At 76.3% G+C, this 15,886-nt stretch carries 11 protein-coding genes; 8 read left to right on the top strand and 3 right to left on the bottom strand.

Features of this window, described 5'->3' with window-relative positions; translation table 11 throughout:
• The first annotated feature begins 7 nt into the window (after positions 1–7).
• The 6 genes from AC5L3Z_RS09720 to AC5L3Z_RS09695 all read left to right on the top strand — a co-directional run bounded on the left by AC5L3Z_RS09720 (position 8) and on the right by AC5L3Z_RS09695 (position 9,079).
• Positions 8–1,948 (top strand): amylo-alpha-1,6-glucosidase, encoded by a 1,941-nt coding sequence (locus tag AC5L3Z_RS09720; RefSeq protein WP_494841196.1) that lies wholly within the window; start codon positions 8–10, stop codon positions 1,946–1,948.
• 143 nt (positions 1,949–2,091) lie between these two features.
• Positions 2,092–3,423, top strand: coding sequence for a glycosyltransferase family 4 protein (locus AC5L3Z_RS09715; RefSeq protein WP_494841195.1), 1,332 nt, complete (start codon positions 2,092–2,094; stop codon positions 3,421–3,423).
• Positions 3,424–3,502: 79 nt separating this feature from the next.
• Positions 3,503–5,476 (top strand): serine/threonine-protein kinase, encoded by a 1,974-nt coding sequence (locus tag AC5L3Z_RS09710; protein ID WP_494841193.1) that lies wholly within the window; start codon positions 3,503–3,505, stop codon positions 5,474–5,476.
• An 88-nt stretch (positions 5,477–5,564) separates the two neighbouring features.
• Positions 5,565–7,241, top strand: a complete 1,677-nt coding sequence (locus tag AC5L3Z_RS09705; protein WP_494841191.1) for a serine/threonine-protein kinase — start codon at positions 5,565–5,567, stop codon at positions 7,239–7,241.
• Between the two features lie 98 nt (positions 7,242–7,339).
• Positions 7,340–8,149 (top strand): metal-dependent hydrolase, encoded by an 810-nt coding sequence (locus AC5L3Z_RS09700; protein ID WP_334527290.1) that lies wholly within the window; start codon positions 7,340–7,342, stop codon positions 8,147–8,149.
• Positions 8,150–8,152: 3 nt separating this feature from the next.
• Positions 8,153–9,079: an amidohydrolase family protein gene (locus AC5L3Z_RS09695; protein ID WP_494841189.1), complete on the top strand. Its 927-nt coding sequence runs from the start codon at positions 8,153–8,155 to the stop codon at positions 9,077–9,079.
• A gap of 78 nt (positions 9,080–9,157) precedes the next feature.
• Here the strand turns inward: AC5L3Z_RS09695 and AC5L3Z_RS09690 are convergent, their stop codons facing one another.
• The 3 genes from AC5L3Z_RS09690 to AC5L3Z_RS09680 all read right to left on the bottom strand — a co-directional run bounded on the left by AC5L3Z_RS09690 (position 9,158) and on the right by AC5L3Z_RS09680 (position 12,187).
• Positions 9,158–9,658, bottom strand: a complete 501-nt coding sequence (locus tag AC5L3Z_RS09690; protein WP_494841187.1) for a hypothetical protein — start codon at positions 9,656–9,658, stop codon at positions 9,158–9,160.
• 86 nt (positions 9,659–9,744) lie between these two features.
• Entirely contained in the window at positions 9,745–10,338 is a 594-nt protein-coding gene (locus tag AC5L3Z_RS09685) for a nucleotidyltransferase family protein (RefSeq protein WP_494841185.1), read from the bottom strand.
• 169 nt (positions 10,339–10,507) lie between these two features.
• Complete coding sequence (locus tag AC5L3Z_RS09680) at positions 10,508–12,187, bottom strand: bifunctional 3'-5' exonuclease/DNA polymerase (protein ID WP_494841183.1); 1,680 nt, start codon at positions 12,185–12,187, stop codon at positions 10,508–10,510.
• 122 nt (positions 12,188–12,309) lie between these two features.
• Between AC5L3Z_RS09680 and AC5L3Z_RS09675 the strand changes: the two genes are divergently transcribed.
• Both AC5L3Z_RS09675 and AC5L3Z_RS09670 read left to right on the top strand, forming a co-directional pair.
• A complete protein-coding gene (locus tag AC5L3Z_RS09675; RefSeq protein ID WP_494841181.1) occupies positions 12,310–14,127 on the top strand; it encodes an ABC transporter ATP-binding protein in 1,818 nt (605 codons plus the stop codon).
• On the top strand, positions 14,124–15,854 hold the full coding sequence (locus tag AC5L3Z_RS09670) for an ABC transporter ATP-binding protein (protein ID WP_494841180.1): 1,731 nt from the start codon (positions 14,124–14,126) through the stop codon (positions 15,852–15,854). The genes AC5L3Z_RS09675 and AC5L3Z_RS09670 overlap by 4 nt, the downstream gene beginning before the upstream one ends.
• Positions 15,855–15,886: the final 32 nt, after the last annotated feature.

Here is a 15,886-nt window from a genome sequence, read left to right as displayed (position 1 = left end):
AAAGTAGTTGATCGAGATCGGTTTCGGCCCCCAGGTCTGCGGTGAGCTGGCCGCTGGGGCGACCCGGGAGTGGCTGGTCACCGACGGCCGCGGCGGGTACGCCATGGGCACGGTCGCCGGGCTGCGGACCCGGCGGTACCACGGGCTGCTGGTGGTCTCGGGCGAGACGCCGGCGTCGCGTTCGGTGGGGCTGGTCAGCCTGGACCCGGCGGTGACGTGGCCGTCCGGGCAGCGGGTCCGGCTCGGCGCGCACGAGTGGTCCTCGGGGGTGGTCGACCCGCGCGGCTTCGAGCTGCTGGAGCGCTTCGACCTGGTCGACGGGCTGCCGCGCTGGCGCTGGCGGATCGGTGACGTGGTGATCGAGCGGGAGATCGCGATGACCCACGGCCGTCCCCTCGTGGCGGTGGTGCACCGGCTGGTGGCCGGCGGGCCGGTCCGGCTGGAGCTGGCGGCGGCCTGCACCTGGCGGGACGCGCACGGCGAGCGCCGCGCGGACGGCCCGGAGCCGCGGATGGAGCCGGTCGCCGACGGGGTGGTGGTGGAGGGCGCGTTCCGGCTGGCCGGGCCGGACTGGGCGCCGGCCGGGCAGTGGTGGCTCGGCGTGCACCACCGGGAGGAGGCGGCCCGCGGGCTGCACCCGGACGAGGATCTCTGGCACGCGGGGCGCTTCGCCGGCGCCCTGGACCGCCCCGGCGACACGGTCTCCGTGCTCGCCTGGGCCGACGACCTGGCCGCCGAGCCGCCACCGGCGACCGAGGTGGTCGCGGCGGCCCGGCGGCGGCACCGGGCGGTGGCGGCGGCGGCGAAGCCGGCCGACCCGGTCGAGGCCACGCTGGCCCTGGCCGCCGACGCCTTCGTGGTGGGCACCGCGACCGGCCCGGACGTGGTGGCCGGCTACCCGTGGTTCGGCGCCTGGTCGCGGGACACCATGACCTCCTACGAGGGGCTCTTCCTCTGCACCAACCGGGCCGACGAGGGCCGGGAGCTGCTGCGGTCGTACGCGGCGACGCTGTCGGAGGGGATGCTGGCGAACACCGCGGACACCGGTCGGGTGGAGTACAACACCGTCGACGCGACGCTGTGGTTCCTGCACGCGGTGAGCCGGCACGTGACGGTCACCGGCGACACCGACCTGGGCGACGAGCTGCTGCCGGCGCTGCACGGGGTGGTCGAGGCGCACGTGGCCGGCACCCGGTACGGCATCGCGGTCGACCCGGCGGACGGGCTGATCACCCAGGGCGGCACCCCGGGCACCGCGCTGACCTGGATGGACGCCCGGGTGTACGGGGCACCGGTGACGCCGCGCACCGGCAAGCCGGTGGAGGTCAACGCGCTGTGGGTGAACGGGCTGGCCGGCCTGGCCGAGCTGACCGAGCTGGCCGGGCGGGACGCCGGCGAGCTGTGGCGGCTGCACGGCCGGGCGCGGGACGCGTTCCGCAAGCGCTTCCCCGCGCCGACCGGCTGGCTGCACGACGTGGTGGACGGGCCGGCTCCGGCGTACCCGCTGGGCGGGGCGGCGCACCACGACGACGACCTGCTCCGCCCCAACCAGCTGCTGGCCTGGTCGCTGCCGTACGCCCCGCTGGAGCCGGACCCGGCGGCGCTGCGCCGGGTGGCGGCCGGGCTGCTGACCCCGCTGGGCCCGCGCAGCCTCTCCCCCGACTCGCCCGGCTTCACCGGCACACACCGGGGTGGGCCGGCCGAGCGGGACGGCGCCTACCACCAGGGCACGGTCTGGCCGTGGCTGACCGGGCCGCTCGTCGAGGCGTACCGGAAGGCCGACCTACCCACCGATGACCTTTTGGTCGGACTTGAGGGACATTTGGGGGATTACGGACTAGGATCGGTAAGTGAGACGGCCGACGGCACCGCGCCGCACGCCGCCACCGGCTGCCCCTTCCAGGCCTGGTCGGTGGCCGAGCTGCTCCGCGTCCGGCGGTCCCGCTAGGCACGCGTTACACACCGGCAACGACGGCGTCGCCGCTGGTTATCCAGCGGCCGGCAGGATTGGCCCCGACCCCGGGCACGCGACGGGCACCCCTCACGGTGTCGACCGTCGTGCGCCCAGGACACCACCCAGAGGGGGCCTTCATGTCACCTGACGCCGACGTGATCGACATCCACCCCGCCCGGCACCAGCGCGTGCTGATGCTCTCCTGGGAGTATCCGCCCGTGCTGGTCGGTGGGCTCGGCCGGCACGTGCACGCCCTCTCCGCCGCCCTGGCCGCCGCCGGGCACGAGGTCACCGTGGTCACCCGGCACGCCGAGGGCGCCGCCCTGGAGGAGTACGCCGACGGCGTGCGGATCCTGCGCGCCGCCGAGGACCCGGTGACCTTCCCGCTGGCCACCAACTCGCTGCTGGCCTGGACCATGGCGTTCAACCACACCCTGACCCGCACCGCGCTGCGCGCCGTCGCCTCCGGCGCCTACGACGTCATCCACGCCCACGACTGGCTCGTCGCGCACACCGCCGTCACCCTCGCCGAGCACCTCGACCTGCCCCTGGTCACCACGATCCACGCCACCGAGGCGGGCCGGCACCAGGGCTGGCTGCCGGAGGAGATGAACCGCACCATCCACGGCGTCGAGCACTGGCTCAGCAACGCCTCGGCCCGGGTCATCGCCTGCTCCGGCTATATGCGGGAGCAGGTCACCCGGCTCTTCGAGGTGCCCGCGGCCCGGGTGGACGTGGTGCCCAACGGCGTCGACGACCGGGCCTGGCACGCCCGTCCCCGGGCGGTCGCCTCCGCCCGCGCCCGCTACGCCGGGGACGGCCCGCTGGTCGGGTACGCCGGCCGGCTGGTCTACGAGAAGGGCGTCCAGCACCTCGTGCACGCCGTGCCGCGGTTGCGGGAGCGGCACCCCGGGCTGCGGGTGGTGATCGCCGGCGACGGGCCGTACAAGGAGGAGCTGGTCGACCAGTCGCGGCGGCTGGACCTCGGCGACACCGTCCGCTTCGCCGGCTTCATGGACTCCACCCAGCTGCCCGCGGTGCTGGCCGCGACCGACGCGACCGTGGTGCCCAGCCTCTACGAGCCGTTCGGCATGGTGGCCCTCGAAGCCGCCGCGGCCGGCGCGCCGCTCGCGGTGGCCCGCACCGGCGGCCTCGCCGAGATCGTGGAGCCCGGCGTCACCGGAGTGACCTTCCCGCACAGCGACCCGGACGCCCTCGCCGGCGCGGTCGACCAGCTCCTCGGCGACGAGGTCTTCGCCCGCCGGGTGGCCCGCCGCGCCCGCACGATGGTCAGCCAGCGGTACGGCTGGTCGGCCATCGCCGCCCGCACGGCCGGCAGCTACGCCACCGCCCGCCGGGAGCACGGCTCGTTCCAGGCCCGCCGGGCGGCCGCCCAACTGGTCGGCGGACGGACCCGGATCGCCATCCCCGAGGGCAACCTGCTGGCGCTGGACGGCGCGGCCTGCTGACCGGATCGGCACCCGGCAACCGATAGGTCCGCCCCGATCCATTGGCTACGGTGTACGTCGGCCGATGGTGAGGAGCAGAGTGCAGCAGGTAGTGATCGCCGGTCGGTACCGCCTGGTGGAGCTCGTGGGCCGGGGCGGGATGGGTCGGGTGTGGCTGGCCCGCGACGGGGTGCTGCACCGCGAGGTCGCGGTGAAGGAGGTCGTCCCGCCGCAGTGGCTGGCCGAGACCGAACGCGACGAGCTGCGGCTGCGCACCCTGCGCGAGGCCCGTACGGCGGCCCGGCTCAACCATCCCAACGTGGTCCGGATCTACGACGTCATCCGGGTCGACGACCGCCCCTGGATCGTGATGGAGTACGTCCCCTCCCGCTCCCTGCAGGCCGTGCTGGACACCACCGGGCCGGTCGACCCGCGCCGCGCCGCCGACATCGGCCTGGCGCTGCTGGCCGCGCTGCGCGCCGCGCACACCGCCGGGGTGCTGCACCGCGACGTCAAGCCGCACAACGTCCTGGTCGCCGACGACGGACGGGTGATGCTCACCGACTTCGGCCTGGCCACCTTCGACGGTGGGGACGGGCTGATGACCGGCCCGGGCCTGGTGCTCGGCTCGCCCCAGTTCGTCGCCCCGGAGCGGGCCGCCGAGGGGGTGTCCAGCGTGGAGGCGGACCTCTGGTCGCTCGGCGCCACCCTGCACGCCGCCGTCGAGGGGCGCTCCCCGTACGCCCGCAGCACCGCGATGGCCACCCTGGCCGCGCTCGGCTCCTCGCCGCCGGACCCGGCGCCGCACGCCGGGCCGCTGCGGCCGGTGCTGGAGGGGCTGCTACGGCGTGACCACCGGGAGCGGATCGGCCACGACGAGGCGGAGCGGCTGCTGACAGCGATCACCCGGCAGGCCCCGGAACCGCCCGCGGTGCTGCCGGCGGCGGCCCGTCCGGCGGCCGTGGTCGCCCCGCCGCCGCCCTGGCCGGGCCTCTCCCCGACCGCCGTCGGAAACGACCGGACCGACGCCCCGGCGGCCGGCGCCGGGGGCCGGTCGCCCTCCGGTCCCGGCCGGGCGACCGGGTCGACATCGACCGGCGGCACCGGGCACCGGTCCGCGACCGAGCCGCGGTACGGGACGACCGGCGGGGCCGGCGGGGCCGGCCTCGACTGGGGTCCGCCCGGTCGACCCGACGCCGGGCGGGCCGTCGACGACGGTGGCCTGGTCGACCCCGGCACCGCGTCCGGCGGCGCCGGGGTGGCCGGCCCGGGTCCCGGCGGTCGGGCCGGTTTCGGCACGCGCGCGGCGCGTACGCTCCACGACCTCGGCGGCGGCGCCCGGCGGTGGGCGCTGGCGGGCGCGGCGCTGGTGGTGGCGGTGGCGGCCGGCGTCGGCACCGCGCTCGCGGTGACCCGGCCCGACGGCTCCGAGCCGCGGGTGACGGCGACCGGCGACCCCCGGGTGGCCCGCCCGGAACCGCCCCCGGGCTACGGCCCGAACCGGCCCGGCCCACCCATCGGCGGTCCCGGCGTGATCCCGCCACCGTTCCCGTGCCTGCGGCCGGACCCGGTCGGCGAGCCGGTCACCATCCGCCCCGCCACCGAGGACGACGGCTTCCGGCCACCGTCGGGGTGGACCTGGTACGTCTCCGAGCGCTACCGGGTCGCCGTGCCGGTCGGCTGGCTGCGGGCCGGGGAGGGTACGGTCGACTGCTTCCGCGACCCGGGCAGCCGCCGGACGCTGAGCGTCGAGCCGCTCCTCGCCGACGTCGGCGATCCGTCCGCGTACCTGCGGGCCGAGGAGCGCCGGCAGCTCGCCGCCGGCACCCTACCCGGCTACGACCAGGTGCGGCTCGCCACGGTGGACGGCGGGGACGCCTGGTGGGAGTGCCGGTGGACCACCCCGTTCCAGGAGCGCGCCCACGCGCTGCGCCTGCTGCCGGGGCGCGGCGCCGGTGGCGCGCTGCTCGGCTGGAGCACCGCCGACCACGACTGGTCAGCCGCCGCCGGTCAGTTCGAGGTGGCCCGGAAGAGCTTCCGCGGCACCGGGTCGGAGCAGGTCGCCCCGACCTGAACCGCCGCCCGCCCGCCACGTCCCGCCACGGCTGAGAAACGACTCCCGGCTCGATATCGTGTACCCGGGGCAGCCGAGGGGGAACGTCGTGCAGCAGCTGCTGGTCGCCGGACGGTACCGGCTGCTCGATCTGGTGGGCACCGGCGGGATGGGCCGGGTCTGGCTGGCCCGCGACGAGATGCTGCACCGCGACGTCGCGGTCAAGGAGATCGTCCCGCCCAGCTGGCTGGCCGAGTCCGAACGCGACGAGCTGCGGCTGCGGACGCTGCGCGAGGCCCGGACGGCGGCCCGGCTCAACCACCCCAACGTGGTCCGCATCTACGACGTGGTGCACGACCGGGACAGCCCGTGGATCGTGATGGAGTACGTCCCCTCCCGGTCGGTGCAGCAGATCCTCACCACGGACGGGCCGCTGGAGCCGGGGCCGGTCGCGCGGATCGGGCTGGCGGTGCTGGCCGCGCTGCGCGCCGCGCACGCCGCCGGGGTGCTGCACCGCGACGTCAAGCCGCCCAACGTGCTGGTCGCCGAGGACGGGCGGGTGGTGCTGACCGACTTCGGGCTGGCCACCTTCGACGGTGGGGACGGGTTGATGACCGGGCCGGGCCTGGTGCTCGGCTCGCCGCAGTTCGTCGCCCCGGAGCGGGCCCGCGACGGCGTCTCGAACCCGCGCACCGACCTGTGGTCGCTGGGCGCGACGCTCTACGCGGCCGTCGAGGGGCGCGCGCCGTACGCCCGGGCGACCGCGATGGCGACGCTGAGCGCGCTGGCCACCGAGCCGCCCGACCCGGTGCGCCGGGCCGGGCCGCTGGCCCCGGTGCTGAACGGCCTGTTGCAGCGCGACCCGTGGCGGCGACTCACCGCCGCCGAGGCGGAGCCGCTGCTGCGGGCGGCGCTGGCCGCCGAGACCGACCTGCCGGTGGCGGGCCGGCCGTCCCTCGTCCCGGATCCGGTCGGCCCCGCGCGGCCCGCGACCAGCGCCCACCCGGACCCGGTCGGCCCCGTGCGAACCGCGACGAGCGCCGACCCGGACCCGGTCGGCCCGGCGACGGGTGGGTCGGACCGGTCCGCGCCGGCGGCCGACGGCCGGGCGGAGAACCGCGCGCGACGTCGCCGGGCCCTGGTCCTGGCCGGGGCCGCCGCCGTGCTGCTCGCCGCGACCGGCGTGGTGGCGCTGGAGCTGACCGGACGGGACGAGCCGGGGCGCGTCCCGGGTGGCGGCGGCGCGACAGTGGCCCAGCCGGCGGCCTTCCCCTGCGGCAGACCCGCGCCGGCTGACGCCACGCCGGTGCCCTCGGTGCCCCCGCCGGCCGGCGAGCTCGCCCTGGTCACCGGCTGGACCTGGTACGAGGACCCGGCCGGCTTCCGGATCGCCGCGCCGGCGCGCTGGCTGCGCTTCGCCGACGGTCCGGTGACCTGCTTCCGGGAGCCCGATGGGTCCCGGGTGCTCAGCGTGGCCGCTGGCGCGGCCCCCGCCGACCCGGTGGCGTACTGGGAGTCCGAGGAGCGCCGGCTGACCGGGGCGGGGAAGCTGGCCGGCTACCGGCGGGTGGACATCTCCGCACTGGACATGTTCCGGGGCGGGGCGCTGTGGGAGTGCGTCTGGACCAACGGCGCCGGCGACCTGGTGCACACCGCGCGGCTGATCGTGACGGTCACCCCGACGCTGGCCTACACCGTCTCATGGCTGACAGAGGAGTTCGACTGGCAGGTCAACGCGACATACTTCCTGATGATCCGGCAGAGCTTCCGGCCTGCCGCCGCCTGACGATCCCTAGTGGACCGTCCGGGTGATTGCCCCCTGCGCGACGGCTCTGACACAGTGGCGTAGCTTGTCGATCAAGAACCCGGGGAGGGGCGAGCGAGATGATGGGACCGTCGCACGCGCTGTCTGGCGCGGCGGTGTGGCTGGCCGGTTCGTGGGCGCTGGACCAGTTCGCGGACTACCACCAGTCCCCGTTGGCCCTGGCGGTCGGCACCGCGGTCTGCGCGGGCGGCGCGCTCTTTCCCGACCTGGACCTCTCCGGCAAGGTGACCCGTAACCAGGGTGGCGCGACGGTGGCCCGCACGTTCGGCGTCTTCTCCCTCTTCCTCGCCGAGGTGATGGAGAAGATCTCGCTCGGCGTCTACTACGCGACCAAGCTGAGCCGCGACCCGCGCCGCAACAACGGGCACCGCACGCTGACCCACACCCTGCCGTTCACCGGGCTGGTCGGCTGGGGCACCACCGCCCTCTGCACGGCGTACGGCAAGTGGGCCGTGGTGGGCATCCTCTTCTTCATGATCGGGCTGGCCCTGCGGGGGCTCTTCGACCGGTGGGCCGAGCGCGCCGGCTGGGTGATCGTCACCCTCGCCTCGGCCGCCGCCGCCTGGTACACCTTCGCCAACCTGCCCGGCGACCGCGGCTATCCGATGATCGGGCTGGCCGTCGGGGTGGGCTGCTTCGTGCACATCCTGGGCGACATGATCACCAAGGCCGGGGTGCCGATCCTCTGGCCGATCCCGATCAAGCGCCGCATGTGGATGATGGTCGGACTACCCAACGGCATCGCGCTGCGGACCGGCAGCAAGGCCGAGGTGGTGGTGCTGCGGGGCGCGCTCACCGCGCTCTCCGTGCTCGCGGCGATCGGCCTGGTCGCGCCGTCGGTGCTGCAACGGTTCAACATCGAGGTCTGACCGGTGCCGGTCACCGAGACCGACCCGGTCGGCGACGCTGACGTTCCGGCGTTCTGGCAGCGGCTCGGGCTGCCCGGGCTGGCCGACGTGCACGTGCACTTCCTGCCGCCCCGGCTGCTCAAGCGGGTGTGGGCGTACTTCGACGCGGCCGGGCCGCTGGTCGGCACCGAGTGGCCGATCCGGTACCGGTGGGGCGACGCCGAGCGGGTCGACCACCTGCGCCGGATGGGGGTCCGCGCGTTCAGCGCGCTGGCGTACCCGCACCGGCCGGGCATGGCGGCGGAGCTGAACCGGTGGACGCTGGACTTCGCCCGGGCCACCCCGGGCTGCCTGCCCTCGGCGACCTTCTACCCCGAACCCGGCGCGGACCGGTACGTCACCGACGCGCTGGACGCCGGCGCGCGGGTGTTCAAGGTGCACGTCCAGGTCGGCGGGTTCGCCCCGACCGACCCGGCACTGGACGAGGTCTGGGGGCTGCTCGCGGACGCCGGCGTGCCGGTGGTGGTGCACGCGGGCCACGCCCCGGTCGGCACCGCGCACACCGGACCGGCGGGCTTCGCGGCCCTGCTGGCCCGGCATCCCCGGCTCAGCGCGATCGTGGCGCACCTCGGCGCGCCCGACTACACCGACTTCCTCGCCCTCGCCGAGCGGTACGAGCGGGTACGACTCGACACCACCATGGCGTTCACCCCGTTCTTCGACCGCTTCGTGGCCTTCCCCGCCGCCGAGCTGCCCCGGCTGCGGGAGCTGGGCCTGGCCGGCAAGGTGCTGCTGGGCAGCGACTTCCCCAACATCCCCTACCCGTACGCGGAGCAGCTGGCCGGGCTGGCCCGGCTCGACCTGGGCGACGACTGGCTGCGGGCGGTCTGCTGGGACAGCGCCGCCGCCCTGTTCGACCTGGACCGCCCGGTGGCGCCGCCCGCCTCCTGATCCACGGCGGTCGCCACGGTGGCGCTGCCGGTCCGGTGGGGCCGCGCGCCGTCGACGGCGCCGAGGCGCGCGGGCCGCTCAGCGGGTGACGACCGGCGGCGGGTCGACGGCGGCCGCTGCGTTCCCGCGCAGCCGGGCCAGCAGTCGGGGCACCTCCCGAGTGCCCCGGACGATGCCGACGTGCACCAGGGTCGGCGGGAGCACCAGCAGCACCGCCACGGCGCAGGCCACCGCGATGCCGAACGGTATGCCACCGGCGACGAGCGCGACAGCGACGACGGCGAGCAGGGTGAGCACGCCGGCCGTGCCGGCGGCGACCAGCGTCCCGGCCAGACCACCACGACGGCGGCCGACCAGCTCGGCTACCACCCCGGCCGGCACGACGACCAGCGGCACCACGACCAGGCCGGCCAGCGCGGCCAGCACCACCATCACCGGCCCCGCCAGCGGGCCACCGATGCCCTCGCCGCTGACGAGGGCGTAGCCGAGCAGCAGCAGGTAGCAGGCCAGACTCTCGACGGGGAACACGACCCAGGCGACCACCGCCCCGGCCACGTGCCGGGCCACCGCACCGGTCATCGACCGCCCCTCCCCCGTGCCGCGGACGGGTCGTTCCGTCCGGGTCCCCAGACGGTAGTCCGGCGGGTGGTACTCCGGGGAACCGGTCAGACCCCGACGCGCTGCGGCGGGACGGTGAGCCCGTAGAGCGCCATCAGCTCCGGGGTGTCGACCCGGCTGCCGTCGGCGATCGAGTCGCAGGCGATGTCGACGATCTGGTCCTTGTGCGCCAGCAGGTACGGCCGGGCGCCCACGTCGGCGCTGGCCAGGGTCGCGATGCCGGACCAGTGCCGGCGGCCGAAGAGCATCGGGTAGCCGCGCAGCCCGCCGTAGGTGGCGCAGACCAGCACGTCCGGGTACGGCAGCGCGGTGACCCGGCGTACCGCCGCGGCGGTGAGGCCGGGCATGTCCACCGGTACCACCACCACCGCCTCGATCCCCGGCTCGGTGAGCGCGGCCAGACCGGCCCGGATGGACGAGCCCACCCCGGTCCCCCAGGCCCGGTTGACCACCACCGTGGCGCGGTCCAGGTCGGCCGCCTCGCGGACCTGGTCGGCGGCCGCGCCCAGGACGACCACGATCTGCTCGCAGCCCGCCTCGGTCATCGTGTCGATCATCCGGCTGACCAGGGGCTTCTCCCCCTGGTGCAGGAGGGCCTCAGGGCCGCCGATCCGGCGTCCCCCGCCCGCGGCGATGATCATTCCTGCGATCCGGTTCAGCTGCGCCACCTCCGTCGTGAAGACGGACCGGGGCAGAGCCGCCCGGTCCGTTCGCGCACATCGGACCCAACGAGCGCGCCGGGGCGGGGGTAGCGGGGCAAATCGGAAAATCGTGCGCTATGCCGCGCCGTGGGCGGCGGCTGCGGTACGGCTAGGCGGCGTCGGCGTAGCAGTCGACGATGGACAGATCCAACGGGAAGCGGACCGGGGTGTCCCCGAAGAGCAGGCCCGACGCCCGCACCCCGGCGCGGGTCACCGCGTCGGCGACCGCCTCCGCCTGCTCCGCCGGACAGTGCACGATCACCTCGTCGTGCTGGAAGAAGACCAGCTCGGCGGCGGTGCCGGCCAGCTCGCCGCGCAGGGTGGCGAGCAGGGTGGAGGCCCACTCCGCGGCGGTGGCCTGGATGACGAAGTTGCGGGTGAACCGGCCCCGGGAGCGGGCGGCCCGGGCGCGCGGCGACTGCGGGTCGGCGCCGGCGTCCGGATCCGGGGCGCCCTCGTCGCCGTCGGCGAAACCGGCCGTCCCCGGCGGGCAGGTCCGCCCCAGCCAGGACCGGACCAGGCCGCCCGCCTCGCCGGTGCGGGCCGCCGCCTCCACGTACCCGAAGGCGGTCGGATAGCTGCGCTTGAGCACCGCCAGCGCGGGGACGGCCGCCCCGCCGGTCTGGCCGTACATCGCCCCGAGCAGGGCCACCTTGGCCCGGGCCCGGTCACCGCCGAAGGCGTCCTGGGCGAGGGCGGCGTAGAGGTCGCCGGCGCCACCGGCGGCGGCGAGCCGGACGTCGCCGGAGACCGCGGCGAGCACCCGGGGCTCCAGCTGGCCGGCGTCGGCGACGACGAAGCGCCAGCCCGGGTCGGCCACCACCGCCCGCCGGATCACCTTGGGAATTTGCAACGCGCCGCCGCCGCGGGTCGCCCACCGGCCGGAGACCACCCCGCCGGGCACGTATTCCGGCTGGAAGCGGCCGTCGCGCACCCACGCGTCCCGCCAGGCCCGGCCGTGCGCCGTCCAGATCCGGTAGAGCTCCTTGTACTCCAGGACCAGCGGCACCGCCGGGTGGTCGACGCCGCGCAGCACCCAGGCCCGGGTGTTGGGCACCTCCACCCCGGCCCGGGCGAACGCCCGCAACAGCTCCGCCGGGGAGTCGGTGTGCAGCTGGCGTACGCCGAAGGCGTCGGCGATCCGGGCGGCCAGCTCGGCCAGCCGGCGGGGCGGCCCGCCCATCGGGGAGGCCTCGCCGAGCAGCTCGGCGAGGATCGCGTCGTGCACGTCGGCCCGCCAGGGCAGGCCGGCGACGCCCATCTCCACCGCGATCAGCGCGCCGGCCGACTCGGCGGCGACCAGCAGCCGGAACCGGCCGGGGTGTCCGGTCGCGGCGATCCGGGCGAGCTGGTCGGCGTACACCTCGACCAGCGCCTCGATGCCCGGACCCGGCGGCCCGGGGACGGCGTCGAAGAGCGCGCCCTGGCCGTGGCCGGGCGGGGCCGGCGGACGCGGTGGCGGGTCGGGTGGCACCGCGGCCCCGGTGAGCCGGGCGTACGCGGCGGCGAGCGAGCGCGGCTCACCCCAGCGGCCGGCGTGCCCGAGCAGCAACGCCTCGGTCAGCTCCACGTCGTGGCAGCGCTCCAGCCGGACCCCGGAGCGCAGCAGGGCCGGGTAGGTGGTCGCGCCGGACGCCCAGACCCACCGGGGGTGCCCGGCGGCCTCCCGCGCGGCGACCGCGGCGGTGAGGTCGGACACCGGCTCGGCGGGCCCGGTGGGACGCCCGTCACCGCCGAGCGGTTGCAGCACGCCCCCGCCCCGCTCGTCCGCCACCACCGCCACCAGCACGGACGTGATTCTGCCTCGCCCCTGTGACAGCGCAGCTCCGGACGACGTCGGTGGCGCGTCGCCCACCCTGCCCGAGCGCCGACGGGTCGGTGGATCGCCGACCGGCTCGGTAGCGTTACCGGGTGCCCCCGCAGATCCCCCACGCCGACCCCGGCGTCCCGGACACCCGGGGGCCGTTGCGCTACATCTGGTGGCTGGTCCGCTGCCAGCCCTGGCGGGTGCTGCGTGGCAGCGTGATCGGGACGGCCTGGATGATCGGGCTGTCGGTGCGGCCCTACCTGATCGCCCGCGCCGTCGACGACGGTCTGCGCGCCGACGACACCCCGGCCCTGCTGCGCTGGGTCGCGGCGATCGTCGTCGCGGGGCTGCTCCTGTCGTACCTGGGCATCATGCGGCACCGCACGATGACGTTCGTACGGGAGGACGCCACCGCCCGCTCGGCGGCCGTCCTGCTGCGCCAGCTCTCCCGGATCGGCGCGGTGCTGCCGCGCCGGCTCGCCACCGGCGAGGTGGCCACCGTCGGCGGCTCCGACATCGGCTGGACGTCGCAGGTGCTCACGCTGACCGGTCCCGGGGTCGGCGCGGTCGTCGCGTACGCGGTCATCGCCGTCGTGCTCTGGTCGGTCTCCCCCCTCCTCGCGCTCTGCGTGCTGCTGGGCGTGCCGGCGATCGCGCTGGTCGTCGGGCCGCTGCTGCGCCGCCTCGAACGGGCGGAGTCGGTCTACCGGCAGCAGCAGGGGCTGCTCACCACCCGGGCCGGCGACATCGTGGCGGGGCTGCGGGTGCTGGCCGGCGTCGGCGGGCGCGGCCTCTTCGCCCGCCGCTACGCCGAGCGCTCCCAACGCCTGCTCGCCGAGGGCTACCGGGTCGGCGCGGTCAACAGCTGGATCGACGCGCTCACGGTGGCCCTGCCCGGGTGCTTCCTCGCCGCGGTGGTCTGGCTCGCCGCCCGGATGGCGGTGACCGGGGACATCACGATCGGGCAGCTGGTCGCGGTCTACGGGTACGTGGCCACCCTCATCGTGCCGGTCTGGTTCCTGCTGGAGGGCAGCTACCAGCTGATCCGGGGCCGGGTCGCCGCCCGCCGGATCATCGCCCTGCTCAACCTGACCCCCGACGACGTCGGTGGTCCCCGCTCCCGCACCGGCGCCGAGGCGGTGCCCGGCGCCCGCCGGCCGGAGGCGGCGCCCGCGCCGACCCGCCCCGCCGACCTGCACGACCCGGCGAGCGGACTGACCGTCCCCGCCAGCCGGCTGACCGGCGTCGCCGCCGACGACCCGGCCGAGGCCATCGCGCTCGCCGACCGGCTCGGCCGGTACGTGGTCAGCGACGTCACCTGGGGCGGGGCGCCCCTGACCGGGATCGGCCTGGACGAGGTCCGGGCCCGGATCCTGGTCGCCGACCACGACTCGTACCTCTTCGCCGGGACGCTGCGGGAGATCCTGCGCCGCCGGCCGGACGACCACCGGGACGGGCCCGGCGGCGGCGACGACGAGATCACCGCCGCCCTGCGCGCCGCGTCCGCGGAGGACGTCGCCGAGGCCCTGCCCGACGGGCTCGACACCCCGATCGACGCCCGGGCCCGCACGCTCTCCGGCGGCCAGCGCCAACGGGTACGCCTGGCCCGGGCGCTGCTCGCCGAACCGGAGGTGCTGATCCTCGTCGACCCGACGTCGGCCGTGGACGCGCACACCGAGGCGCGGATCGCCGAGCGGCTGCGCACCGCGCGGGCCGGACTCACCACGGTCGTGCTCGCCACGTCGCCGCTGCTGCTCGGCCACGCCGACCTGGTCGCCCACCTGCGCGCCGGCCGGATCGTCGCCACCGGCACCCACGCCGACCTGCTCGACGAGGACCTCGGCTACCGGCGGCTGGTGGCCCGGGACAGCACCGACGCCGAGTTCGACGAGCCCGCCGACGCCGAGGGGGCGTACCCGTGAGCCGGCTGCCGGTGGCGGACCGGGCCGCCGTACGCCGGGCGACGCTGGGCCTGCTCGGCCGGGACCGGCGGGCGGTCCTCGTCGTGCTGGCGCTGCACGGCGCCGCCGCGGTCGCCGGGCTCGCCGCGCCGTGGCTGCTCGGCAGCATCGTCGACCAGGTCGCCGCGGGCGCGAGCGTCGCCACCGTCGACCGGCTGGCGCTGGCGATCGGCGGGTCCGTCCTGGTGCAGGCGCTGCTCTCCCGGTACGCCCAGTACGCCGGCCACCGGTTCGGGGAGCGGGCCGTCGCCCGGCTGCGGGAGGACTTCGTCCGTGGCACGCTCGGCCTGCCCGTCTCCGTGGTCGAGCGGGCCGGCTCCGGGGAGCTGGCCACCCGCAGCTCCGTCGACGTGTCGACGGTCGGCACCACCGTGCGGGACGTGGTGCCCGCCATCGTCATCGCCTCGGTGCAGCTCTCGCTGCTCTTCGGGGCGATCTTCCTGCTGGACCCGCTGCTCGGCGTGGCCGCGCTGGCCGGGCTGCCGTCGATCTGGGCGGTGACCCGCTGGTACCTGCGACGGGCCGGCGCCGCGTACCTGGCCGAGGGCGCGGCCACGGCTGAGTTGACCGAGACGCTGACCACCACCGCCGAGGGCGCCCGCACCGTCGAGGCGCTGCGCCTCGCCGACGAGCGGATCGACCACGGCACCGCCCGGATCGCCCGGCTGTGGGCCACCCGGCGGGCCACCCTCGCGCTGCGCACCGTGTTCTTCACGGTGGTGGAGGCGAGCTATCCGCTGCCGATCGCCGCGGTGCTGCTCGTCGGCGGGTACCTCCTCTCCCGGGACATGGTCTCGCTCGGCGCGGTGGTCGCCGCCGCGCTCTACCTGCAACAGGCGATCGAGCCGCTGGACCGGATCCTCCAGTTCACCGAGCAGGCGCAGCGCGGCCTGGCCTCGTTCGCCCGGGTGCTCGGGGTCGGCCAGGTGCCGCCGGAGCCGCCCGGCAGGACGTCCGCGCCGCCGGGAGAGCGGCTCGTCGTGCGCGACGCGCGCTTCTCCTACGGTGGGGGCCGCGACGTCCTGCACGGCATCGACCTGGAGGTGCGGCCCGGCGAACGGCTGGCCATCGTCGGCCCGTCCGGGGCCGGGAAGTCCACCCTGGCCCGGCTGCTCGCCGGGATCGACGCGCCCCGGCACGGCGTGGTCAGCATCGGCGGCTGCCCGGTCACCGAGCTGGACCCGGCCGAGCGCCGCCGCCGGATCGCCCTGGTCACCCAGGAACATCACGTCTTCATCGGCTCGCTCCGCGACAACCTGGCCTTCGCCGCCCCGGACGCCACCGACGAGCAGATGCGGTCCGCGCTGGTCGCGGTGGGCGCCGACTGGTACGCCGAGCTGCCCGACGATCTCGACACGTCGCTCGGCGACGGGGCGCGGCAGCTCGGCGCGGCCGAGGCGCAGCAGCTCGCCCTGGCCCGGCTGGTGCTCGCCGACCCGCACACGCTGATCCTCGACGAGGCGACCGCCGCCCTGGATCCGACCACCGCCCGGCGTACCGAGCGGGCCCTCGCCGCCGTGCTGACCGGGCGTACCGTCATCGCGATCGCGCACCGGCTCAACACTGCGCACGACGCCGACCGGGTCGCCGTGCTCTCCGACGGTCGGATCACCGAACTCGGCAGCCACGACGAACTGGTCGACGCCGGCGGGGCGTACGCCGCCCTCTGGCGCTCCTGGCACCCCTGACGTGGCGCCGGGGCCCCGCGCGACGCGGGGCC

The sequence above is a fragment of the Micromonospora sp. LZ37 genome (assembly GCF_059359015.1).
The sequence above is the reverse complement of the archived record's forward strand: the minus strand, read 5'-3'. Positions and strand labels throughout refer to the sequence as shown.

Excerpts from the sequence above, each read along its gene's own strand:
- AC5L3Z_RS09700 (WP_334527290.1), top strand. The coding sequence starts at position 7,340 with ATGATGGGACCGTCGCACGCGCTGTCTGGCGCGGCGGTGTGGCTGGCC.
- AC5L3Z_RS09690 (WP_494841187.1), bottom strand. The coding sequence starts at position 9,658 with ATGACCGGTGCGGTGGCCCGGCACGTGGCCGGGGCGGTGGTCGCCTGG.
- AC5L3Z_RS09685 (WP_494841185.1), bottom strand. The coding sequence starts at position 10,338 with ATGATCATCGCCGCGGGCGGGGGACGCCGGATCGGCGGCCCTGAGGCC.
- AC5L3Z_RS09715 (WP_494841195.1), top strand. The coding sequence starts at position 2,092 with ATGTCACCTGACGCCGACGTGATCGACATCCACCCCGCCCGGCACCAG.